The sequence below is a fragment of the Photobacterium piscicola genome, from assembly GCF_900166965.1.
Lineage (GTDB): Bacteria > Pseudomonadota > Gammaproteobacteria > Enterobacterales > Vibrionaceae > Photobacterium > Photobacterium piscicola.
Window position 1 is genome coordinate 985,398 of sequence record NZ_FUZI01000001.1, and the last position, 24,055, is coordinate 1,009,452.

Genomic DNA, 24,055 nt, shown 5'->3' on the forward strand with positions numbered 1-24,055 from the left:
TCAATAGGACTGCTGCAGCCGCTTAATAACATCATCAGGCCAAGGACGTTGATAACACGCCTCTTTTTCCAGTGCATGACGCAGTGCTGTGGTCGTTTCACGAAGTGTGGCCTCTTGGTGTAATTGCTGTTCACGGCGCTGAGTTAACAGTATGTCCAATTGTGTATTTCGTTGGGTTAAGGCCTTTATCTGTGCCTGATTAACTTGGTTAGCTAAATGGGCATTATTGGCCGTCGCTTTCGCTGTCACTAATTCCGTTTTCGTTTGAGATAAAGCCAAAGCAAACACCACAACTGAAACGGTGAGCCCAAACCCTATAAACGTTTTAATCCACTGCCACACAACGATCATATTCATGTCCTCGACGGGTGATCAGTCCTCGTAATTTCTTGCCGCCGCCATACACCCACCGAGGTAATTCACGGCATGCTGCAGCATAATCCCCTTGCTTCACTAATTTACCGATAGTCGTACTGGTACCATCACGATTACGTTGGAACCGCGTACAACCGGTATTAAAAATAAAACTCACAAAAGCATCATATTGCCCTTGGCTTGGTGTCGTCGGTGCAAGTTGATTGATGCACCGTTCAGCCGCTTGAACATTCCGCACAAAGTCTTTCGCAACCTGTTGTTGTGTGATTGTCTCCCCTGTCACGTTTACCGTATTACCAATACCATTAGTAAGTAAGTCAGCAGGACAACGATAAGGATCTTGACGGCACCCTTCAGCATTAGCTATCAGTAAAAGCCCTTCCTGACTCACCGATAAAACACCTAATGATTGCCCATCGATCACAACGTCCCCTACAGCATCATTACCTTGAGTGACAACGCCCCCCGTCACTAAAGCGACAATGACGGAGACAGCACACACGACCTTTTTGATATGCTTCATTTCTTAAAAAAAATCCCTTTTTCTTTTGCAATTCGTTGCATCACGCGTTTGTGCCAAATATTGGCAATTAATGCCACGACACCCACTAAGATAGAGGTGAAAAAATACCAATCTTCTAATTTCATTGAACTGGACATGACCCCTAACACCGACACCATATAAGCAACGTTATTAGTGACACGGTCAAAAAGTTCGTGCATTGCGCTTATTCCTTTTCGCTCTGGCACGATGCGCAATATTGGCAACCCTGCACAGCATCCTGCCGCGCTTTGGGAATAGGGTCGCCACATTCTTGGCATTCCATTGCACTGGGTTTGTTTGTGTTCTTTTTAATCTGCAAATTAGCGAGCAGCCGTTCTCTTTCTTGCTGCTCAATCACAGCACCATAATCGGCAAAGTCCATGATCAAGCCACCATATTACGGGTATCGTCTTGGCTCAGATAAGGCACCCCATCAATATGAATAAAGTCAGAACTGGTTACTGCCCCTTTTAATTTATGGGTTAACACGTCACTGCCTTTTGATTCAAAATCCAATAAGTCTTCAACATTGAACTTCACCCCAAAGGCTTCAATATTCAATTCTTCTGCGCCGGTGTTAGCATAGAAACTGACATCATCAACAGGTAGTTCACGAAAACTGCCCGCCTTACGCGCGGCATCGATCACTTGCTTAATGTATTTAGTTGAAATCTCTAGCTCTACCGTGGCAGAGACATCACCCGCCACCCAACCATCAGGAATACCGCGTGTACTCACCGCTTGGCTATTATCGGTAATACTGACCGTGCCTTTTTCTACATGAATAAATTCACCTAAAATCTCAGTATCAAAACTGCTCCCTGTTATGCGTTTTCCGCCCATTTATGCATCCTCTGCTAACTGCAAATCCAACATTAAGTTGATTTCAATTTGTTTAGGGCAATCAATGGGAGTAACCACGCCATAAATACGGACTTTCGTTTTTGTTACCCATTGAATGTTCATATCATCGTTAACCGGTGGTGCAATTTCCCCAACAAATAACACACCGGCTATCGTGGTCGATTTCGCCATTACACGCATATCACGTAAAAAATACCGCTTAGTGCTGGCAATACTGGCAGGGGTAGAATTCAACGAACGATCACCAATACGAGCAATGGCACGCACCCGTAATTTACGTGCGACTTTATCCATGATGCGACAGTATTCCACCACTTGATAATCGCCACCTTCCACATCGAGCATGCGCCCATCAGCCCAATAAACCCCATCAAAATCAGGCCACCACATTGGGACACTAATCCGGTTTTTTTCAAGGTTTTGTAAACTGGCAATAGGTAACACTTCTGCAGCACTGTCTACGGGTAACGTCATATCACCCAGTAACGCCCCTGTTTTTACTCGGCAAGGGGTATCGGCAATCGTCACGGCGCGGTTACACAATCGCCCTGCTAATTTACCTACCGTGCCATCGGTGAAAATTTGAGGGACAAGCATCACGCCATCAGCCGCTAAGGTGGATTGTAATGACACCACCGCCGCTTCATATTGCGCCCACGTTTGCGTTTTCTGATCGATACCTTTGACTGACAACATCACTCGAACAAAACGTCCCCACTTTGAAATCAAGGTTGAGCGTAGTGCTTGTGCTTTTGTGATAGCCGCCTTTGCATCAATGCCAATCGGATCACACAGCACAATCATTTCAAATGAATCGGTCAGCTGCGCTTGCTGTGCAGCAACAGTCCAATCATCATCGGCCTGTATTTCCATAACGGCTGCAGTCCAGTTTTGACCTGCATTTAATAATGCCGCCTTCACTTCTTGTTTTAATGGGGTGTCTGCTTTCCCCAAAACGGCATCAAGATCCGTTTGACTCGTGACTTGTTGCAACACATTAGGTTGTTGCGTACCGGTGCCAATAAATAAAAAGTGGCGTTCTACTTCCTTGAGCTCACCACCCATCATATTGAGCTGGTTAACTTGTACTGTCGGCCATGTCATCGTTGACGATTCCTTTTCAACTCTTGTTTAATTATTAAGTTCACTTGCCGGTCATCAATCGCAACCAATTGCCGTACAGGTAAACGAATATCCCATTCCTGTTTGGTTGGTTTATCGGCCAATAAACGTATAATCAACCCGGCTTTACCTTGATTAAGATGACTAATAATCCACTTGAGACTGGGGCGGCGACCTTTCTTACTTTTTCCTTTAATGCGATAACCCAACGCGATTAATTTTTTAGCCTGTGCGCGTGTCGCTGGCGCTTTATAATCAGGTTTACCATGGATTTTTGCTGCTAGCTTTGCCGTAAAATGCTGTTCAATACCATGTTGATGCTGAAAAGCGGCATTCGACGCTACATTGTTTTTCCATGTCATGATCACCTTGTCGGTATCAGGTATCGCAGTAAACTTGGAGGCTAATTTACGCATCATCCGTTTTTTCTTACCGCTTTTACGCCCGACCCATTTTCGTCCTTGGGGATCACGCTGCGCTCGCATCGATGCTTTATTGGTTTTCACCACTTCACGACCAATACGGCGTAATATTTTTCGTCGGGTCGCTGGCTGAAGGTTCAATAACTGTAATTGTTCCAATACATTGAGTAAGCTTTTACTCGGTATTGTCACACTCAGCATTTAATGACTTCCTACTGCAATATCACCATGCTCAGCCGCCCATTCTTTATGGGGGGCTAACGTCCATTTTTGCCCCATATAATCAATCACTCCCTGTGGGTCGAGGACAATATCAACCGGCTCAATAAACTCAATTTCAATTGATACGGTACTCGTGCGATCTGTTTCTGCTTCATTATCAAACGTTGGTGCGTCAAGCCCATGATCATCACGATAAAGGTCATGGTCATAAAGCCATGCCATCACATTGGCAAACAACACTTGAGGGTCAAACTCTGTAAACGGAAACCGCTCAAAATCAAACACCGCCGTGTATTTCATCCAATAGAGTGTCATTCCCCCTGAGCCATAACTTTTCGCCCCTGTTACTGGGGTGATTTCTGTCATCCACGCATCCATGTGGTCATGAAATTTTTTAGGCAGTACCTGATATAACCGTTGAGTCACACCTTGTAGGTAATAACCTTTCTTTGATTGAGGCTCGACACTCATAGCAACATCGCCGAAGCGCGACGCTTACCAAAAATAGTGCGTATATGCACTTGGCTTTCAGCCAATAAACTCTCTCGAGTATCAGGCTCTCGTTCAGCGACCGAGTCCCCTGCTTTACGCATCTGTCCCGTTGCGTATTCAGGGAGTAAATCAGCTTTCGCTCTCGCAAAAACAGCCGTTTGGTATAAGTGGCAAAGGCGGTTAAATCCTTGCATTGTGGCGCCTCCTTGCACCGCCTCTGCGCTGTTATAGCCTTGTTCAATTTGTCGTTGTTGATACGGTGCTAATTCAATATTTACCTGTTCAACAGCGGCAAAAAGTAAGGCAGCAATTTTCTCTGGTGCCATATCAGCAGGCACACCACGACGGGCTTCAAAATCACCAACATGAATCGTTGGCCACCATTCTTGATGAATTTCCGTCTCTTGGTAATCAATACCTTTTCCAGAAAACATGGCTGCATTACCTCTTGAGTTGCGCCCTGCCTTGCTTTGTCACGCATTCAGCAATATCTGCTATTAATGAAAAACAAGCGGGCGCAATGGTTGGGAGTGGTTACATTTTCTCTAATGCCCGTAGGCGCATCGCTATCTTATCTATTTGGGTTTTCGCCCCGCATTTAGGGTGAATGTCCATGGCTGTTTCTAATAATGTTTTTGCCTGGTGTAGTTGTTCTATGTCACCAATACCGGTGGCAACCGCTTTGCCGCTTTCATCCCGCAATAACTGTAACCCTGCGAACTTGTAATACTTTGCGGTTAACGCTTCATTTAAGCGCCATACGTCCATAACTTTTTCAAATACAGCCGAAAAATACGGTTCAACACTGTTGCCTTTTTCCGCTTCTCGTTCAGACCATATCAATACCTCATCGGCAATAAAGGCAGGCCAAGTCCGTTTGGCGATGGGCAACCCTTGCCCCTGCGTAATCGCTATTAATGCCCATTCAATGGCGGTATCAAATTGCTCAGTATCAAATAGCCACACCACAACATATTGAAAAATTACATCTTGGTTCACTTGCTTTGAGGCAAGGTGTTGCTCTGCCATCGGTCTATATTTAGGCAGTAACACCGTTTTTTTAAACTCAATTTTGTCACTAATACGACCAAGCATTTTTAGCTGCGCTAAATCTTGCTCAAGGGCAATGTCATGTAATTGCTGCTTGTCAGCGAAAGAATAATGTCCGTTATCAACCGTTATATGCTGAGCATCAATCTGTTGGTGATATTGCTGAATCGGTGATAACCCCATCTGTTAACCTTCTGCTGGTTTAGGACCAATCGTTACATGCGCTTCATCAAACGAGGCATACGCTTTAGGCTCAGCAACGGCATACCCTTCCATGCGCCAATACGTACTTTCAAACGCTTCACGATCTTCAACATCTTGAGCTTTACGTTTACGGGTTCCTTTTTGAGTATTAATAATCAAATTTTTAGGAATAGTGACCGTCATTCGTTTACTCGGGAAAAATGGCGGTGTTAATGCACGTCGACCGGCAATCGTGTTTGCCAATTGTTGCGCGGCATTTTTCTCTGTTGGGGTGGTTGCTGCGTTCAATAGACGCTGTTGCTCTGCGGCCACTAAATCAGAACCGACATACACCACTAAACGCGGGTCATTTTGGAAACTCGGATCAATACACGAGTGAATCAAGTCAGACGCCATCGCATCGAGTGATTTATACGTGCCATTGGTGGGGTCTAAATAAACATCGACTTCAATGACTTGCTTAGGGTGTTTCTCTTTCACAAGCTGTTGCCAGCCTTTATTGACATCTTCACCCAGAGGATGGGCTTTAGGGTCTGTATCTTCAGACACACTGACACCATTAAAGCCAATACGGATCATATCAAGCGCAAAAGATTGATTAGAGGTTTCATTAATCAAACGCATGAACTCACCCGCACTGCCCGCATTCGCCCACACACATAACAATGACCACGGTAACGCTGCACACGAATCTGTTTTAATCAGCTCGTACTCATTACCATCAACGCCAACGGTACTTTTAAAACGCCCTGACGATTTACGACCGGTACGTAATGTATTAATACCCACATCGACCACTTGACCTTTAATCTGATCAACATCTTGTGTCGTAATGGCTTTAAGAAAATCCACAGATTCCAATAACGCTTTACGTAGCTGGGTTTCTTTAGGACCGGTTATCGCAAACTGTTTAGAGGGATCACTGATGCCATATTGCTTTGCCAGTTCTGTGGCAAATTCTTCAACATATTTTGTCGCTAATACATTCAAACCCATTTAATTAAGCTCCACTTGTTCTGTACCATGATCGCCGTGGGGCTCTTGACCTTGAGGTTCTTGGCGTTTAAATGCTTCAAACTCTGTTTTCAGACCTTGCAACGTTTCATCTAATTGGTTGTATTGCGCCAATGTCACCATTGCAGGTGCTTCTTCACCCTGTTTATCTTCTGGTGCTAACGGAGCTAATGCACTGAACATCGGTTGTAATTGTTCAGCTAATGCTGTGGCTGTTTCTGCCGCAAATGCTGCCCGCTCTTCTGGGGTCATGTCTGCTTCCTTGCTTTCTGGTTTATCAGAAGAAAACAAACGATGAAATAAACCCGCTTTTTCTTCTGTTATCTTGTCAATCTCAAGCCGTAAGGGTGTAGAAAAAATCACACCCTGTTGCTGTTGGTTAAAACTCAGCTTATCCGTGCCGGTTGATGCTGGGCTATCTGTTACCGCTAAACCAATCAAATAGGCTTTTCCTGTTTTTTGAAAATCAGGATGCACCTCAATACTGGTATAAAGCATCTGCCCTTGTTCATTGGCGAAAACTAATCGACTATTCGGTGATAAACGTGCAAATAACGTAGTTTCGCCTTCAACCTCTTCTGCTTTAACCTCCAGTACTTCACCATAATTACCCCCCCATCGAGTATGCTCAGGCCAAATCAAGGCGGCATATTTTTTGGAGTTGTACGTTTCAGCCATGTCAGTGATCCAACTTGCTTCTATGGTGCGGCCATCGACGGTTTCACCTGCAGTAGCAATTCGCACCCAGTCCGTTGTTATCTTCCCTGCCATTACATACTGTGCCTTACTTAATTAATGATGTTTCTTTTCCCTGCAACACAAATATACGCAACCAAAAACATTAGATCACTCAATTGCGTTCAAGTGCATTCGGATATGCAACAAAATAGAAAAACACCGAACACAAACCCGTCAAAAGCGTTACCGTTACAGGTAATATTGCGTCATGGCTTATTCAATTGAAATAAAAGAGGCAGCGAAACGACTTTATTTGAAGTTGTTAACGCCCAAAGAAATTGCTGCAGAATTGCGGCTTAATTCGTCACGCATTATTTATCACTGGGCTGATAAACATGGGTGGCGCGATTTGTTACGGGAAGAGCAAGCCGACGAAGCGATAGCCCGTCGTTATGCTTTGTTAGTCGGTTTACCTGAAAAAAATGACATGCAGCTCAAAGAAATGAGCCTATTAATGGATCACCAACTCAAGCTCAAAAAGCTCCGTGGGCAATCCCTTTATTCAGACAATGAACAAGATAACAATCATCCTCCCGTTTCATCCCCTCGACCCAATAAAGAGAAGAAGAAAAAAACAAAGCCCACCCCAAATGATGTTAGCCAATTAACAGCCGCTGACTTTACTGAATGGAATGACTCCTTATTTGCTTATCAACAAGTGATGCGGGCGAACCTTGGGGAGCGTATTCGTAACATCCTCAAATCACGCCAGATTGGCGCGACCTATTACTTCGCAGGGGAAGCGTTTGAAAATGCAGTATTAACCGGTGATAACCAGATATTTCTAAGTGCATCAAAAGCACAAGCCGAAGTATTCCGCCGCTACATCATATCGATGGCAAAAACCTTTTTCGATATTGAACTTAGCGGTAACCCTATGGTGCTAAAAACAGCCCATGGAAATGCAGAATTACACTTTTTATCGACAAACAGTAACACCGCGCAGTCATATCACGGGCATGTTTACATCGATGAATACTTTTGGATCCCGCAATTTAAGAAGCTCAACAAATTAGCCTCTGCGATGGCCACCCATACTAAGTGGCGCAAAACGTATTTCTCAACCCCATCAACAAAAGCCCACCCCGCCTATGGTTTTTGGACTGGTGATGAATGGCGACAAGGTCGTAAAGCACGAGAAACTATTGAGTTCCCTAGCTTTGAAGCCATGCAAAAAGGAATTCGATGCCCTGATAGGCAATGGCGCTACATTGTTACCATTGAAGATGCAGTCAATGGTGGCTGTACTCTTTTTGATATTGACGAACTACGAGACGAATACAATAAATCAGATTTTCAAAACCTGTTCATGTGTATATTCGTCGATGACAGCCATAGCGTCTTTAGTTTCAGTAAACTTGAACAAGCCATGGTGGATGCCAGTCATTGGAAGGATTTTAAACCGACAGCAGCACGGCCATTTGGTAACCGTGAAGTATGGCTAGGATATGATCCAAGTCGAACCCGAGACAATGCCAGTTTAGTGGCAATCGCTCCCCCTATTCTTGCCCCTGAAAAGTTCAGGTTATTAGAGAAATTCTCATGGCGTGGACTGAATTTCAAATACCAAGTCAATGAAATAAAGAAGCTCTTTCAACGTTATAACGTCACTCATATTGGGGTCGATATCACAGGTATTGGTGCCGGCGTATATGAATTACTTCAAGAAGCTTTTCCGCGCGAAACCATGCCGATTCATTACAGTGTTGAGGCAAAAAACAGATTGGTCATGAAGATGATTGATGTGATTGAAGATAACCGTTTGGCTTTTGATGCAGAGCATAAAGATGTCTTGATGTCATTTATGGCCATCACGCGTACCGCCACGGGCAGTGGAAATGCAATGACCTTTAAAGCCTCACGCGATGCAGCTACCGGTCACGCTGATGTATTTTTTGCTATCGCGCATGCTATCGCCAAAGAGCCCCTAAACCAAAAACAACGTAAATCGACATGGACAGTAACTCAATGACGGAAACAACCAAGAACAAACCACTACATTTTAGCTTTGGTGGTGTTGAAAACACACTAGGCAACAGCATGGCCGACTACATGGGGGTCTTTTATGATGCTTTTAGTGAGTTCTATACGCCACCAATTTCACGGATTGGCCTTGCTAAACTACTTTCAACCAATGGTTATCACTCTGCAGTCGTGCATTCCCGTGCCAATATGATTTCACGCCGCTTTATTAGTGGCGGTGGATTACGTAAACGCCAAATGAAAGCTATCTGCCAAAACTATATCCAATTTGGTGATTGTCACATACTTAAAATACGTGATCGTGTCGGTCGTATTACACGCTTGTATCCATTGCCATCAATGTTTATGCGTCGAAAGAAAAATGGTGATTGGTTGCTATTACAACAAGACGGTAAACATATCCTTTATCCCGCGAACGACATCATTTTTATTGCTCAGTATGACCCTTATCAAGATAAATATGGGGTACCTGATTATTTAGGCGGCGTGCAATCAGCGCTACTTAATAATGATGCCACCATGTTTCGCCGTAAGTATTTTCTTAACGGGGCGCATATGGGATTTATCTTCTATGCCACGGATCCCAACTTATCTGCAGAAGATGAAGAGGAAATGAAAAAAACCATCGCAAGCTCCAAAGGCGTCGGCAATTTTCGTTCTATGTTTGTTAATATTCCGAATGGCACAGAAAAAGGCATTCAACTCATTCCCGTGGGTGATATTGCGACTAAAGATGAATTTAAAGCGATCAAAGAAATAACAGCACAAGACGTGTTGGCCGCACACCGATTCCCCCCTGGTCTTGCAGGTATAATTCCAGCCAATACAGCAGGATTAGGCGACCCTTTAAAATATGATGTTGTTTATCAACAAAACGAAGTGATACCTGTTTGTGACATCATTACAGATGAAATTAACAATGATAAAGAAATAGTATCAAACCCTAAAATACAGTGTCATTTCGAGACTAAAAATAACACTCTAGACGGTTAATTTATTAATAAAATCATATTAATAGCACTCATTTTAATTTAAAATTAGAGTGATATAACAGTGAGGATTATTCATATGGCTATGCGCATTAAATGTAATCAATGTGGTAAAAATGCTCGAATCAGTAAAACCAATTGGTTCTCAACAGATTCTGCCGATTTATATTGCTCATGTTCAGATCCTGAATGTGGACACTCTTTTGTTATGTCGCTTGGTTTTAGTCACACACTTAGCCCTTCAGCAAAAAATACGGATGAACTAATTGTTTCATTAATCAAAGTATTATCACCTGAAAAAATAAAACAATTGCAGAATCAATTATCAATGTTCTAGCTAGAATTACCTCATTGCTTTTATTTCATCCGCTTTTTTTAGCAACACCATTAAGCGCTTTTTCTTGCGCGCACTAAATTCTTGTTGGTGATCCATAATTACCAGATTTGCTAAGTAATAGCCTATCTCTGCTTTACTATTTTCATCAGTACTCTGAGCAATAGCCTCAATAATAAAATCCATGGCTTCTGTTAATTGTTCGTTTTTATCCATAGGAATACCCTCACAAACTACTGTATTAATATACAGTAGTATTGGTGCCTATGTATAGTTTTCAGGTATATATACATTAAAAAACAGGCATCCTATTATTTTTATTTATGCATCCTAAGTCGTTTTCATGCACAATAGTCATACAAGTATCCCAGTCGTCACAATCAGTTTCCAACTCATACCTATTTAAAAATGACGTCCAATAATCCAAACTTGAACGCTTTTCAGATAACGTTGAAGAATAATGGCGCCAATAGCTACGCTGTTGTTTTAATGTATTTGCCATACGTAATCTTGATAAGCGAGCATAGTTAATATCTTTATGTACATTATCTAAACGGTTATCGAGATAAGCTAAACGCTCTAACTGCTGATCTGTAATATCCAAATTATCTTGTAATGCAGCATGCTCTTCCTTCATCACTTCAACTAGCGCTGCTTTGTTCTGTTCTAATTCAACTTTAATAGCTTCATTTCGTGTATTGGCTTGCCATTGGCGATTATTAAATGCCCATCCTAAAAAATCATCAAACTTTTGTGTGGCGTTATCACCCATAAATGTAATTTGATAATGGCCTACAGCAATAACACCGCGTTGACGTTTAGCATCTTTTGCTTCCGTAATTGCCTTATCACATTCAAGCATTCTAGCTGTTAGCTTTTCAGCCCGTTGCGCTTTAATTTCTGCCGTTAATTTCTTATTATTCTTATTAATTTGGTAATATTTTTTGGCTTTATTAAGTTTAATTTGAGAATACATAACCACAGCATTGTAATGTGCATTACTACGTGCCAGTTTCTCTTCACATTCAGCAATAATTGCGGCCATATTATCAGCGATGAAGCTGCCCATTTCTTTCCAACCTTTGGCTCTTGAAACGGCACCGATACCGTAACGGTTCCCCCTAATCAAACCTTGATTACCATCACTTCCCTTAGCTGCATAACCTACTGCTTTCACTAAATACGAAGCCCCCGCTTTAGCATGCTTAATACGTTCTATTTTGGCAAAACCATTACCCCAAATACGCTCTAACCGTCCGACCCATGCAAAAAAGTGGGTTTTAGGTACTTGCCAACGTAATAAAATATGAACATGGGGATTTGGCTCTCCATCTTCATTAGCTGGCATTTCTGCTACCCAACAATAATCCAGAGGGACTGCACCAATTTTAAATACGTCTTTCTTTATTTGTTTACAACGAGGGTGCTGAATTATCTTATCTTTACAATCACCACGACGAATAGGTGTAAAAGAACCATCAGCAATAACATTACCGCATTTTGTACCTGCAGGTTTTACTCGTTCCTGTCCTCGCTTTACTCGAACAGGCATATAATCAGGCGTCCAACCACGTTGATACATCTTCTGTGCTAAATCAATAAAGCGACTGACTTCAGTACCAATACTTGAATCAGGGTGATAAGCACGAATTTTTGTCCATGGTCCACTTGCTCTGATACTGGGATCACCAATATCAAATATCTTACGACCAAAATCATCAACCTCACCAGTTGGCTTAATCGCTTCTTGGTTAATGGCGGCCAGCTCACCTTCTTTTCCCATATCATCTAACCATGAAAATAAACCCGAAGCTTTAATACGATACGGCTCTCGGGAATGAGGACTCATAACAACAATAGTTCCCCGAACTCCTGGTTTAATTCTATTTTTAGATTGGGGTTTACTGGTAAGAATTTTCTCCCGCTGTTCTTCAGTAAACGTTAACGTACCAAAGGTAGTGTAACCACCACGTAATGCTTGAACATACGCACCCGATTCAAACACTTTACGCACGGCACCATCTGTTAACTTATCCGTAAACCTATCACCAGATTGAGCGGGTGGCATAGTTGATGGCCGAGATTGGGCTTGTAATCGAATACGCCATTCATTTGACCAACCACGATGAAATAACCGAGCCATAACAGGTGCATTTTGAACGAATCCATGTGCATTAAGACATCCCATTGGATCGTGTTGCCAATTAAGATTAATCGGCTCAAACGGTAATGGTTTAGGTGCGAGTTCATACCTGACATTCTCACCACGGTGAGCTTTCACTTTTTTAAACAAATACCCCCATTGCTTAAGGCGTTGCTTCTTAGCTCTTGTTGTCGCTTTAGCCCCTTTTTGCGCTAATTCCTCCCTTGTCGGACTTTTGCGCCGCTGGACAAGGCTATTACCCCCAGCCGCTTCGCGACTGCCCTGCGGGGCAAAGTTTCGTGGAAATCTTGGATCAAAATAATGTAATGCTTGTTTTAAAACTTTATCGTTTGAGTGATCTTGTAAAAAGAATTCAGCTTCATTGATTAAGTTCGGTGATGCACCAGTACATAATCTAATTTCTTGAGTTGAAAAAAATCCGGACATAAGCCCGGATAATTTATTTTCTGAAAATTTCATCATAACTGAGCAAACTCCTGTGTATCACACACCAAAAATCCACCTTGGTTATTTCCTTTAACAAGTACACCATTGATTTCAAATTCGCATTGCAATGATATTTTGGCAGATTCAATCGCTAAAACGCGACGTTCAAATTCACCCAAAGATAAATTCATTACCTCTGCCGTTTCATTATCACGAACAAAATCACCGTCTTTATTAATAAACGCTGCTAAATAATTCATGCATATTGCTCGCTTTGTAATAAAGCATGCTGCTGTGCCAACTCAATATTGACTAGAACCTGATCTCTATATGAGAGTAATTCATCAACTAAAGTGGGTGATTGCAATGAAACGCTAATATCCACATCATTTTCTTTTATATATTCATGAATATTAAAATCAATAACACCGCTTTGTGATGAAATATTATATGAATCAATATTTAATGTGAGGAATAGTTTGTGGTTTTCTCTATGCTCAAAGACTAACTGTGATAATTCAGTAATTAAACGTGCTGCAGGAGATACTTCTCTATACTCATGTTTAATTAAACGGTTTAATTTATTTGCATCGATTGCAATTTGTTGCGCTTGTTCTAATAACTTATTCATACAGCCCCCTAAATAACCTAACGTATTTATCTAAAATCTTTCAATGAACGATTAGCTAATGGCTTTAATGCATCTGCTAATGTATTGATGGCACGATGTAACTTCGCCCGCGATACTTCATCCATATCAGCAAGGGGCATGTTTATATGCGCTTTAGTTAAACGAGCAGCTGAGCAGATAGCTCGTCTAAAGTCTTCTGGTAAATTGTCATACACCAAACCGGCATGTGACTGGCTACCAAACAAGGCATGTATATTGGCTAATGATTGTTCCACTGTCGGAATACGTTGAGCTTGTGCCATAATTATCTATTCCTTTATGCCCAACCGGGAATGGGTAAACCGTTCATCACCGCGTCGGTACACATCGAAATAAATGGCGTAGTACCCTGACAACGGTTTTCAACATCGTTCATCAATAAAGCTAATTCACGCATAGCAGCTTGAGCTTTAGTGACAATTTGATTTTTTCTATGTCGCGTTAAGCGTTTAGTACTTTCAGCTTCAGCAAGATGGCGGCTTATATCACCAGTGTGACTACTGATCGCCATTGCGGCCATAACAGGTGATTTACCCTCACCTCTCGACGGTAAACGTACTGCCGTTAAATCCAAATCCAGCAACACGCTATTGACGAGATCACAATTCTCACTTTGTTTAGTAATAAGCATCAACTCACGCACGGTTAATTGATGTGGTTGATTAGGGTTCAGTTTGTTCCGAAGAATCTGTGGTCTTATTGCGCACTCCATTGCGATTTTCTCTAGGTTCTCTTTCTCAGCAAACCGGATAGCTGCACTTTCAAAAGCATCGTGTTTAACGGGATCAGCGGCATACATTGTTATCGACCTTGAATATGCAACAATTCAAATGAGCAAAGCAGACATGATTTATCAGTCAAATCCGCTTTACCTCCTTAATCTATGACTCATAATTAGTTGGTCTATGATTTTTAATAAGGCATTTGCGTACACACGCTACCCCACTTGAAGCTCTGCTTCTTTTAAAGCAAGTTGATGCATGGCAACCATATTGATGAGGGGCTTTTCACGTGGTAGCTCTTTCTTCTTAATGAAGATTCGGCCTTTACGGATGTAATCAATAACAGTGCCCTTTGCCATCCCTGTAAGGATGCAATATTGGTCAACCGTAACAAATGGAGTGGTTATTGCTATTTGATATTGCAGCATAGTGGTATCCTAAGAAGTTATGAACGTTTCACTCGTTACTTATCGCCTTCACTCGATACAAAAGTAACTCACCGGAAAGATTATAGGACTCAAATGACTAACAATCAAGATAAATTGAAGCGCTTTAATTATTCAGGCGGTAAAGATTACATTATTAAATTGAAGTCAATACTTAGTGAGACTACTGACACAGGACTCGCAAGAAGACTTGGAATTCCAAAAGGTACTATTTCGACGTGGTTGCAGCGTGATACGACGCCATTTGAAATATCTATTATTGTTCATTTGGCTACAGGATTATCATTAAGATGGTTACTTCTAGATGAAGGTGAACCTTTCCAAGTAAATTCAGCTGAAAACACTCAATCAAAAACGTTTATTCGAACCAAATTACAGAATGGTGTATTAGTTGAAGACGGTGGTGATGTCAGCTTTGATATAACATTACTGAATCATTACGACATCGATATTCAAAATACCAAAATCATTGAAAATGGTTTTGAATTACTTTTTGTTAATACCCAAGAAGTAAACCCAGCGTCTGGTCGATACTTAATTGATATTGACGGATCTCTTTCAGTTAATCATTTACAACGTTTACCGGGTAAGAAGTTAGCGATGAGTTTTGGGGATTCTTCAATTGAGGTTGCGGAGGAAGATATTAGAGTGATTGGTCGTGTTGCATTAGCTATATGCAAAGAGTAAATAAACAAAATATTCTATTACGGTAACTCTTGATGACTATATCTCAACCAGAAATTAAGACATTTAATTACACAGGCGGTAAGGATTTCACCACTAGACTACTAACAGTTACTGGTGCATCTAATCTCAGTAAGCTTGCACAACTTATTGGTGTTCCGAGAACAACAATAGCGACGTCGCATCGACGAGATATGATCCAACATGAGATTATCGTTAGAATATGTCTAGTTACAGAGGCATCTTTAAGATATTTAACATTAGATGAGGGAGAAAGATTTAAGAAAACAGAAAAATCTTCAATAAAAACACTTCTTATAGAAAAAAGATTAAATAGGAATTTAGAAACTAAAGGTCATATACCTTTAAATTTAATTCCTCTAGAAGAGTATAACTTAGAGGAATCATCAACAACAGTTGTAGAACAAAAAAGTAGCTTCTTTTTTGTTAATACACTTGAGACAAATACAACATTAGGTAAATACTTAATAGATATAGATAGTTCGCTATCGATTAACCATCTATATCTATTACTAGATAAAAATTGGTGATGAGTTTTATAGATTCTTTAATTCAAATATCACAAGAAGATATTAAAATTATTAGTCATATTGTTATGGCAATAAATAATGATCTTTTTAAACAACTCTAATGGGTCTACTACTTATGTTAGAAAATATAAAAAAATTCGCTCTCTCAATTTTAAGAGACACTTATGATGGCTTTGTGATTTCAGATGAAAATAACAACGAATTGTATAAAAAAGGAGAATATTATTTAACTACAATTATAATTGATGATTCATTTAATATTATTTATATAGATACACGCGAACAAATTACAAACATCTTAATATCTGCTAATGAAATTATAAAAACAGCACAAGAATATAATTTAACTTTAAAATTAAAAACATTACCTGGATATTATGACATTAATTCATTATCACTTTTATCCGAATATAAAGATCAAGACAATATCCTTTTCAAAGTAAACACAGAAGAAAAAACAGATATATCTTTTTTAAATGAAAAAGTTAATCTTACACTATCATTTGACGATGAAAAAAAAATCAACACAAATAATATACTTTTCCCAAAAAAAATAAATTCTTTATCACTCCATGTAGATAGAATAAATGATAATAAAGAAAGCTCTGTCAATCATTCGCTTAAAAACTTAAAAGAATTATCAATCTATAATTTTTTTGCGTTTATCAATTTAGATCAGTCATTAATTGAAGATATTTTCAATATAAAGTCATTAAAATCTATTACATTACCCGTCAGAAACAATTTAAATATAAATATAAATATAGAAAATGAAAACTTAGAAAAATTTAATCTATTTTCTTCATTTAGTGGTAGATTAAATAAAGAAAAAATCAACCTAGAGATACACTCGAAAAATTTAATACACCTAAAGTTATCCTCTGTAAACATAAAAAATATTGATGATTTATTGAAAAATAAGAATCTCAATATCCTTGATTTAGAAAATTGCAACCTCCCTCAAGAAGATATATCACAATTATTTAAATTAGAAAAATTAGAATCTCTATCAATTATAAACCAAAAAATAAAAATTGACCTAAAAAGTGATTGTAATAACCTATCAGTATTAAAGTTGATCAACACTGGCATAGAAGATCTTGATTTTATTGAAAAAATAAAAAACCTAGAAGTCTTAACATCAGACCAAAATAAATTAGATAAATTTCCAGAAAAGTGGAATTTCAATATAAATAAAGTAACGATATCAAAGTCAAATATAGTTAACATACCGAAAAAAATTGCAACTCACTACTCTATAAATATAGCTAATAAATTATCAAGATTTGAATATTTAGGTATTGACACATTAAATAAAGAAGACCGTAGTCCTGAATTAATAATATCGCAAAATCCTATTGAAAACCCACCGTTAGAAATCATAAAACAGGGTTCTAATGCTATAAGTGAATATTATGATTCAATGGAAGGAGAAACCTCAACTCTAAATGAAGCAAAAATAATATTTGTTGGAGATGGTGCAGTAGGAAAAACATCTTTAATGAAACGTCTTGTAGATAATAGTTTCTCTTCTTATGAAGAACAAACTGATGGTATTGAAATTAGTTGTTTAAATATTAAAGCTCCAAATGGAGATATAATAAAAGCTTCAATTTGGGATTTTGGTGGTCAACAAATACTACAAGCTACACATCAGCTATTTCTATCTAAAAGAAGTATTTATGTTCTTGTTGTTGAAGATAGAAAAAATGACCAACATAAAGATCAAGATATCGATAAATGGTTAACACAAATAAACAGCTTAGGTGGAAAACCACCAATTTTAGTAGTTAAAAATAAAACTGATGAGAATCCTCACAGTGATATTCAGACACAGAAATTAAAAACTAAATTTAAAAACATTGAAAATTTTCATGAAATTTCCTGTAAAACAGAAGATGGATTAAAAGGCCTCAAAGAAGAATTAAGCCATCTCGTTATTAACTTATCAATGAGAAGAATTGAATTACCAACAAATTGGCTAATAGTAAAAAATGAGCTAAAAAAACAAGCAGATAAAGAAGATCTATTATATCTACATGATTATAAAAAAATTTGTGCAGAGCATGATATAAAAAGTAAACTAGCTAAAGATACATTATTACAATTACTTCATGATTTAGGCTCTGTCATTGCCTTCAAAGAATTATCTTCTCATAATACTGCAATATTAAACCCTCATTGGATAACAGAAGGGATATATGCGCTAATACGTTCAGATTCATTAGCGGAAAATAATGGTATAATAACGACAAAACAAGCACAAAAAGCTCTAGATAATTATACTGAACATCAACGTTTTGATGATAAAGCGCAATACATTATTGATGCAATGAAAACTTTTGACCTATGTCATATGACATCAACACAAGACGAATTTTTGATACCATCACTACTCCCCCCGCAGATTGACTTAAGTGATTTCAATTTTTTTGACGATGAACATCAAAGTATAAATTTTATTTTTAAATTTGATCATTTACTTCCACCAGCTCTTATCCCAATATTTTTGGTTAAAATTCATGACAGTATTTCAGGTAATCGTCGCTGGAGGACAGGTGCTATATTGAGGCCATCTTATTGTGATGCCATAGCTAAAATTGACTCTGATAGCGTTTCTAAAGAAATTCAGATTAAAGCAATAGGTCCAGATAAAAGAGATTTATTTATAACGATACGATCTATAATAAAAGAGCTAATTTATAGATTAGCGGATCCAAAAGAAATTGGCATGAATGAGCTTATACAATTAGATGATACTGATGAAAGAGTAAGCTATGATGAACTACTAGGCTTACAAAATATGGGAATACATGCATACCACTGCGGAAAAATAGGGCAAACATATCTTGTAACTGATTTATTGGGTGAGATTGAACAAAAAGAAGATACAGATAGAGCTCTTCAAATATTACTAAAACAAGGTAACGGGTTAATCAATTTTACTATGAATAATGATATCACCAATACCGCTAATGGCGGAACAGCGACAAATACAGTAACAACAACACAAACTGCGACTGCGACTGCGACTGCGACTGCGACTGCTATAAAAGCAGAGTTACGAGCATTTAAAGGGCAATCTGAATTTGTTATTGATGATATCGTAGACGATATCAATGATCTAACTAGTAGTGATCGCGTCTTAAAAGAGCACGCATTAAAAGAATGCCAAAAGGTATCTAATGCTATTGATGAATTAGACAAAAATGTATCAGATCAAGAAAGCGCAGACAAAAACCTTAAACACTTCGCTCGAGTTGAAAACTTTTTAACTAACGTACTCGCTAAAACAAATAATGTTGGTAAAGTTATTGATAAAGCTGGTGATATTTATTCACAAGTTGAATCCTTAGCTAGTAAATATAACAATATAGCATCAAAATTAGCGATGCCTTTAGCTGTACTAACAGGAATTGGAAGCTAACCTTTAAACTGAATAAATCGAAATATGTATCGTTGATAATTACACCAACGATACATATATAATCTTTTTAGCATTTAACACTAAATTGATAGTTATTTTGAAATGCCCCCTATTTATCCTACAGTGAATGCTATCAACAAGGATAATAAGGCAAACGCATACACAAACTATTGTCCAATAAAGATGAAGCTATCCCCTTTGAATATTTCACTATGTAGAAGATTGAAAATGAACTTTTACTAAGCAACTTCTATTTTAGGTATACCCAAACGAAATCATCCCCTCCTCCAGTTTGCCTACACTCTAGAAATTTTAGAAACCACCTATAACAAACCAATTAAAGAAACTAACTTAAATTGAACTAACAAGTTTTGCTTAAATTTAGAAATGTAGCGCTTTAACCCTGATTATGAAGCGCAATGGCCTTTGAAACATCCTGTAACAAAATCAACAAACCATTAACTACAATTTATTGTTAATATCAATGCAACTAGTATCTTAAAAAAAGACTTATAACCTTCAATTAAGTTGAAGTGTAATTACGAAGTGCGGATTAAATGGATACTGTTGAATACAGCCGTTTTTAGCGAAAAGCAATACTAGGCGAGTGATCTATTTTTGTGGTCTTAAAATCGTTTTCAGGGGCTATTTGGGTCACATCAGACTGATAAGCGATTTATGATTCGATGGATTGATATAAACACCTTAGATTTAAAATAAATCTAAGGTGTTTGCCTGATTGTAGATTTACTAAAAATAAATAGAAAATATTTAAGTAACTGAATTTTTATTAATGAAATTATTTTTTTTAAGATAATTGAGCAGGCTTATTTTGTGAGGCTATTAATATGTTTTTTTTCCTAAAAAGTAACGAGGAGGTAATTTGCTAGTTTTAAAAATAATAGGAGGACTATTGGTTCTGGCACTAGCCCTCTTTTTACTATTCATCTTCGATGAGCGCTGTGATGAAAAGTTTGGGCACAGATTCTTTAAATTTTCATCATTTATTATCTTAGCTGTTTCAGTTGGAATAATGCAGATAGGAAACATGTGGTACGAGAGTAGTCTAGAAAGTGGTAATGATACACTAAACGGTTTAGTGTTAATGATCGTCGGAGGATTAATATTGTTAGGTGTTGTTTTTTATAATCTAAAAGAAACAAACTTTGTCTACGGGTTGTTTGGGTCAACAATACAGATATCAATATTTGGCACATTAGCGTTAATAAGTCTACCTGTTTTTGCTGTTTTTGCTGTACTTTCAATCATAGGATCTTTTGCTGCACAACCAGTTTATCTTGTAAATAAGTAGATTTTTAGTCTTATATGACAATTATATTTTTTGTCTAAAAATTGGTTTGTTTATTAGTGCGCATAAATAGAAATAATGTTAAATAACCGCCCTTTTGTGGCGGTTTTTTCCATTCCCCTCCACATCACCTCACTTCTGTTTTATTCGTTATAAACAAACATTGCTTTTTCTTCAAAAAATAATACTGTATATAAAAACAGTACTATTAGGGTTGATTATGTCAGTAAGGAATTTAAAGGATAAAAGTAAGAACCCTTGGCTTTGTGAATGTTATCCTCAAGGACGAGAAGGTAAACGTATCCGTAAGCGCTTCTCCACTAAAGGTGAGGCCACTACTTTTGAACGTTTCACCATGCGAGAGATTGAGGAAAAACCTTGGCTTGCTCAAAAAACTGATAACCGCAGACTATTAGACATTCTAAAATTATGGTGGTGCTTACATGGTCATTCCGTAAAAACGGGAAAGCAAACTTATAACATCATCAAAATATTTATCCAAAAAATAGACAATCCGCTTGCTATAAAATTTACAGCTCAAGACTATCTACACTATAGATCAACAAGACAAAGTCACCACTCAACGCGACCTAATATTGTCATTGCTGCAGCAACACATAATATAGAGTTAAAATCATTACGGGCTATGTTCAATCTATTGATTAAATACAATGAATGGAAACTTGAAAATCCGCTCAAGAATATTCAATTAATGAGAAGTTCTGAACGAGAATTAGCTTTTTTGTCTAAAGAACAAATACCATTATTTTTAGACAAAGTTGCCAACGATAAAAGCCCATTATCAAATGAAATTCTTATTGCTATAAAAATATGCTTATCAACTGGCGCAAGAATTGGTGAAGCATTATCTTTAAACCATTCGAATATTACACATCAAAAATTAATATTTACAGATACGAAAAGTAAAAAAAACAGATCTGTTCCTATTTCATCAATGTTATACGATGAAATTATTAATGTTTCCCCAAAAGCAGGGAATATTTTCACGGTTAGTTATTACGCTTGCTGGGAATGTGTTAGACGGGCATTACCACCTCATGTCCCCAAAGGACAAGCAACACATATATTAAGACATACATTTGCAAGTTATTTTATGATAAATGGAGGTAATATCCTCGTACTTCAACGAATTTTAGGACATTCAAAAATAGATCAAACAATGGCCTATGCCCATTTTTCACCAGATCATTTAATGGAAGCAGTTAGATTAAACCCATTAACTTAAGTGGCGACAGAGTGGCGATAAAACTCATTTGAAGTCACTTTTACTCATTAAAATAACTCATTTGACTAAGTGTAAAACTCAAAAAACAGCCCCATTCTAATACAATCAATAAGTTACAAACATTACAACCCAAAAAGAACGAAACGGGTGGGTTTATTGGCGAGCAGGATGTTTCTGACAGCGCTGATGATTTGAATCAGAATATATAACTGTATTTGATTTTTTATAACACCAAGCCGCTGATTAGCGGCTTTTTTTATTATGTGCTTTATGGTGATGTTTTTATTTGTGGCTTGAGCTAATAAGTATTGGGAGAGATATTGGTAACTCCCTGTTATGCAGCAGCTCCCCTAGGTTCCAAAAGCGGTTGTATTTGGGCACTTAACCAAGCTTGGACGTCTGCTGTATACTCTAACCATTCAGGTGTAGTAGCAACTAAATCTATAACTTTCGCTAAACCTACACCTCTGTCTAATCCCAACCTGTCAATAATGTCATTGATATACTTGTGACTCTCATCAGCTACTACAATTTCATTAGCTGCATCTATGATCTCTTGGTGCTCTTCGTTATCTGTAAAACCAAGATTTGATATTATGTTGTGCAAATATGGCTCTGGCTTTATATTGTTAGGTAGTTGATATTGTTTAATAACTTCCATTGCCTGAGCCTTGTAGTTCTCAGCTAAATCATCAGTTCCAGTAATCACCTTATTTAGGCGTTGGATCTTTTCATCATCAGTAGAGTAAACATCACCATCAAGAACAAATAAAGTACTAGAAATATCTTGATTACTAAAAAGTAAACCAGATACAGCTGTAAAGCTATTGCTAGCAGCCCCAAAGCGCTGAATCGATACTAGTCTTTTGCCACCCAGTTTTGATGCCACTTTGGTCACAATTGCCGCAGACAAATTATCTTCCACAAACACTTCAATAGGTTTAGGTTGATTACCTGTTAGTCGATTTATGGCATCTGGAGTTGTTTCATTGAAGCACAATGTCTTATTGGAGGTACTGAGTAAATGTCTAATATTTACAATATCGGACAGTGCGATAACTGACTCACGATGTGTGGTAAATACAACTTGTAAAGATTTTTCGGTAGCACGCTCATAGATGACATTAATTAGGGACATCATTGCTTTATCATGTAGAAGCAAGTCTAACTCATCAATTAAGATAAGGGCGTTTTTAGGTGCATTGAATAACGTTTTAAGGATATGGAAAACTTTTTGTTCGCCAGCGCTCATACTCAGGGCTGAGTATCTTAGACCATCAACTTCAACACCCATAAAATCTTTTCCTGATGCGGTGTGAACATTATATTTTAAATATCTGCGATTAAGAATTTGTGATGCTTTTTGTAAAATGGTAACAAACACATTCTCTGATACTTCACTCGTCGCATAATTTATTTTTGTTTGCTTTTTTTCCATTTCAATCATTGGCACACACTTTTCAATACCAATGTAAAACAGATCTCGTTCAGGGCGACGCGCATAAACTGGCATCCAACGGCGCGTCTTTTCATAGATAGTTTTTACGTTATTATGAACTGTAGGACCATCACGATACGAATGAATGATTTCAAGATATGAGTCATCCCACAATGCGTCAGTATTTGGAAGGAAAAAGTTGCTAAACTTATGATTTTCACCACTATCAATTGGCTTGTAAGCGCTAGCTAATATATGAAGCACTGTTGACTTACCATTGCCATTCGGACCAAGAATTGCGGTTACAGGAGAACCAGTGAAATCAATCTCTAAATCTATAAGATTTTTAAGTTTTCGAACTTTCAATAATTCTAACTTTTGCTGACTTGCGACCATTAACAAAACTCTACATAACTGAATCTGCGGTATTTTATATGAATAAATGAATTTTTCACATAACGGCATAACACTTCAAACACCGGACGAAGTTTTATCATAATCGATATAACCTTTCTGTATTATGAGCTTAATTGCATTTTACACCTAATTCTTTTTATCTTTTGTGGAAGGGAAAACATGACAGCCATATATTTTGAAAATCGAGGTACGAAAGCTATCC

At 38.2% G+C, this 24,055-nt stretch carries 28 protein-coding genes; 8 read left to right on the forward strand and 20 right to left on the reverse strand.

Annotation, left to right across the window (positions count from 1 at the left end; all coding sequences use genetic code 11):
* The 12 genes from CZ809_RS04605 to CZ809_RS04660 form a co-directional block, all read right to left on the reverse strand.
* Complete coding sequence (locus CZ809_RS04605) at positions 1 to 351, reverse strand: DUF2570 domain-containing protein (RefSeq protein ID WP_080156226.1); 351 nt, start codon at positions 349 to 351, stop codon at positions 1 to 3.
* Entirely contained in the window at positions 326 to 898 is a 573-nt protein-coding gene (locus CZ809_RS04610) for a lysozyme (RefSeq protein WP_080156227.1), read from the reverse strand. Before CZ809_RS04610 ends, CZ809_RS04605 begins: the two co-directional genes overlap by 26 nt.
* Positions 895 to 1,098 carry a hypothetical protein gene (locus tag CZ809_RS04615; protein WP_080156228.1) on the reverse strand — a complete coding sequence of 68 codons (204 nt, stop codon included), beginning with the start codon at positions 1,096 to 1,098 and terminating at the stop codon, positions 895 to 897. The genes CZ809_RS04610 and CZ809_RS04615 overlap by 4 nt, the downstream gene beginning before the upstream one ends.
* A gap of 5 nt (positions 1,099 to 1,103) precedes the next feature.
* The gene (locus tag CZ809_RS04620) at positions 1,104 to 1,301 is read right to left on the reverse strand and encodes a TraR/DksA C4-type zinc finger protein (RefSeq protein WP_080156229.1); all 198 of its coding nucleotides are present in this window, start codon (positions 1,299 to 1,301) and stop codon (positions 1,104 to 1,106) included.
* Between the two features lie 2 nt (positions 1,302 to 1,303).
* On the reverse strand, positions 1,304 to 1,762 hold the full coding sequence (locus tag CZ809_RS04625; RefSeq protein WP_080156230.1) for a phage protein: 459 nt from the start codon (positions 1,760 to 1,762) through the stop codon (positions 1,304 to 1,306).
* A complete protein-coding gene (locus tag CZ809_RS04630; protein WP_080156231.1) occupies positions 1,763 to 2,887 on the reverse strand; it encodes a DUF2586 domain-containing protein in 1,125 nt (374 codons plus the stop codon).
* Positions 2,884 to 3,528: a phage virion morphogenesis protein gene (locus CZ809_RS04635; protein ID WP_080156232.1), complete on the reverse strand. Its 645-nt coding sequence runs from the start codon at positions 3,526 to 3,528 to the stop codon at positions 2,884 to 2,886. Before CZ809_RS04635 ends, CZ809_RS04630 begins: the two co-directional genes overlap by 4 nt.
* Entirely contained in the window at positions 3,529 to 4,020 is a 492-nt protein-coding gene (locus CZ809_RS04640; protein ID WP_080156233.1) for a phage tail protein, read from the reverse strand. It abuts the gene before it with no gap.
* The gene (locus CZ809_RS04645; RefSeq protein WP_080156234.1) at positions 4,017 to 4,475 is read right to left on the reverse strand and encodes a head completion/stabilization protein; all 459 of its coding nucleotides are present in this window, start codon (positions 4,473 to 4,475) and stop codon (positions 4,017 to 4,019) included. Before CZ809_RS04645 ends, CZ809_RS04640 begins: the two co-directional genes overlap by 4 nt.
* Positions 4,476 to 4,575: 100 nt before the next feature.
* Complete coding sequence (gpM, locus tag CZ809_RS04650) at positions 4,576 to 5,274, reverse strand: phage terminase small subunit (protein ID WP_080156235.1); 699 nt, start codon at positions 5,272 to 5,274, stop codon at positions 4,576 to 4,578.
* A 3-nt stretch (positions 5,275 to 5,277) separates the two neighbouring features.
* Positions 5,278 to 6,291, reverse strand: a complete 1,014-nt coding sequence (locus tag CZ809_RS04655; RefSeq protein ID WP_065167598.1) for a phage major capsid protein, P2 family — start codon at positions 6,289 to 6,291, stop codon at positions 5,278 to 5,280.
* Entirely contained in the window at positions 6,292 to 7,080 is a 789-nt protein-coding gene (locus CZ809_RS04660; protein WP_080156236.1) for a GPO family capsid scaffolding protein, read from the reverse strand. It lies immediately after the preceding gene.
* Between the two features lie 175 nt (positions 7,081 to 7,255).
* On the opposite strand from CZ809_RS04660, the gene CZ809_RS04665 reads away from it, so the two are divergent.
* From CZ809_RS04665 to CZ809_RS04675, 3 genes are all read left to right on the forward strand, one after another.
* The gene (locus tag CZ809_RS04665; RefSeq protein WP_080156237.1) at positions 7,256 to 9,019 is read left to right on the forward strand and encodes a terminase large subunit domain-containing protein; all 1,764 of its coding nucleotides are present in this window, start codon (positions 7,256 to 7,258) and stop codon (positions 9,017 to 9,019) included.
* Entirely contained in the window at positions 9,016 to 10,023 is a 1,008-nt protein-coding gene (locus CZ809_RS04670) for a phage portal protein (protein ID WP_080156238.1), read from the forward strand. The genes CZ809_RS04665 and CZ809_RS04670 overlap by 4 nt, the downstream gene beginning before the upstream one ends.
* A gap of 81 nt (positions 10,024 to 10,104) precedes the next feature.
* The gene (locus CZ809_RS04675) at positions 10,105 to 10,356 is read left to right on the forward strand and encodes an Ogr/Delta-like zinc finger protein (protein ID WP_080156571.1); all 252 of its coding nucleotides are present in this window, start codon (positions 10,105 to 10,107) and stop codon (positions 10,354 to 10,356) included.
* Between the two features lie 6 nt (positions 10,357 to 10,362).
* Here the strand turns inward: CZ809_RS04675 and CZ809_RS04680 are convergent, their stop codons facing one another.
* The 7 genes from CZ809_RS04680 to CZ809_RS04710 all read right to left on the reverse strand — a co-directional run bounded on the left by CZ809_RS04680 (position 10,363) and on the right by CZ809_RS04710 (position 14,763).
* Positions 10,363 to 10,569: a hypothetical protein gene (locus tag CZ809_RS04680; protein ID WP_080156239.1), complete on the reverse strand. Its 207-nt coding sequence runs from the start codon at positions 10,567 to 10,569 to the stop codon at positions 10,363 to 10,365.
* A gap of 76 nt (positions 10,570 to 10,645) precedes the next feature.
* Positions 10,646 to 12,979 carry a hypothetical protein gene (locus tag CZ809_RS04685; protein ID WP_080156240.1) on the reverse strand — a complete coding sequence of 778 codons (2,334 nt, stop codon included), beginning with the start codon at positions 12,977 to 12,979 and terminating at the stop codon, positions 10,646 to 10,648.
* On the reverse strand, positions 12,976 to 13,203 hold the full coding sequence (locus CZ809_RS04690) for a hypothetical protein (protein WP_065167605.1): 228 nt from the start codon (positions 13,201 to 13,203) through the stop codon (positions 12,976 to 12,978). The genes CZ809_RS04685 and CZ809_RS04690 overlap by 4 nt, the downstream gene beginning before the upstream one ends.
* Positions 13,200 to 13,574: a hypothetical protein gene (locus tag CZ809_RS04695; protein WP_080156241.1), complete on the reverse strand. Its 375-nt coding sequence runs from the start codon at positions 13,572 to 13,574 to the stop codon at positions 13,200 to 13,202. Before CZ809_RS04695 ends, CZ809_RS04690 begins: the two co-directional genes overlap by 4 nt.
* A gap of 26 nt (positions 13,575 to 13,600) precedes the next feature.
* Positions 13,601 to 13,876 (reverse strand): phage replication protein B, encoded by a 276-nt coding sequence (gene repB / locus CZ809_RS04700; protein WP_080156242.1) that lies wholly within the window; start codon positions 13,874 to 13,876, stop codon positions 13,601 to 13,603.
* 14 nt (positions 13,877 to 13,890) lie between these two features.
* A complete protein-coding gene (locus tag CZ809_RS04705; protein ID WP_080156243.1) occupies positions 13,891 to 14,412 on the reverse strand; it encodes a phage regulatory CII family protein in 522 nt (173 codons plus the stop codon).
* Positions 14,413 to 14,550: 138 nt separating this feature from the next.
* Positions 14,551 to 14,763: a hypothetical protein gene (locus CZ809_RS04710; RefSeq protein ID WP_045029659.1), complete on the reverse strand. Its 213-nt coding sequence runs from the start codon at positions 14,761 to 14,763 to the stop codon at positions 14,551 to 14,553.
* A gap of 93 nt (positions 14,764 to 14,856) precedes the next feature.
* Here CZ809_RS04710 and CZ809_RS04715 point away from each other — a divergent pair, with 93 nt between their 5' ends.
* The 5 genes from CZ809_RS04715 to CZ809_RS04735 all read left to right on the forward strand — a co-directional run bounded on the left by CZ809_RS04715 (position 14,857) and on the right by CZ809_RS04735 (position 21,998).
* Positions 14,857 to 15,468 (forward strand): helix-turn-helix domain-containing protein, encoded by a 612-nt coding sequence (locus CZ809_RS04715; RefSeq protein WP_080156244.1) that lies wholly within the window; start codon positions 14,857 to 14,859, stop codon positions 15,466 to 15,468.
* Positions 15,469 to 15,500: 32 nt separating this feature from the next.
* Positions 15,501 to 16,016, forward strand: coding sequence for a helix-turn-helix domain-containing protein (locus CZ809_RS04720; protein ID WP_080156245.1), 516 nt, complete (start codon positions 15,501 to 15,503; stop codon positions 16,014 to 16,016).
* A 115-nt stretch (positions 16,017 to 16,131) separates the two neighbouring features.
* Positions 16,132 to 19,443 (forward strand): COR domain-containing protein, encoded by a 3,312-nt coding sequence (locus CZ809_RS04725; protein WP_159447934.1) that lies wholly within the window; start codon positions 16,132 to 16,134, stop codon positions 19,441 to 19,443.
* An 883-nt stretch (positions 19,444 to 20,326) separates the two neighbouring features.
* Positions 20,327 to 20,755, forward strand: coding sequence for a hypothetical protein (locus tag CZ809_RS04730; RefSeq protein ID WP_080156247.1), 429 nt, complete (start codon positions 20,327 to 20,329; stop codon positions 20,753 to 20,755).
* Positions 20,756 to 20,972: 217 nt separating this feature from the next.
* Complete coding sequence (locus CZ809_RS04735) at positions 20,973 to 21,998, forward strand: phage integrase (RefSeq protein ID WP_080156248.1); 1,026 nt, start codon at positions 20,973 to 20,975, stop codon at positions 21,996 to 21,998.
* A gap of 334 nt (positions 21,999 to 22,332) precedes the next feature.
* Here the strand turns inward: CZ809_RS04735 and CZ809_RS04740 are convergent, their stop codons facing one another.
* Positions 22,333 to 23,832: an AAA family ATPase gene (locus tag CZ809_RS04740; protein WP_080156249.1), complete on the reverse strand. Its 1,500-nt coding sequence runs from the start codon at positions 23,830 to 23,832 to the stop codon at positions 22,333 to 22,335.
* Positions 23,833 to 24,055 lie beyond the last annotated feature (223 nt).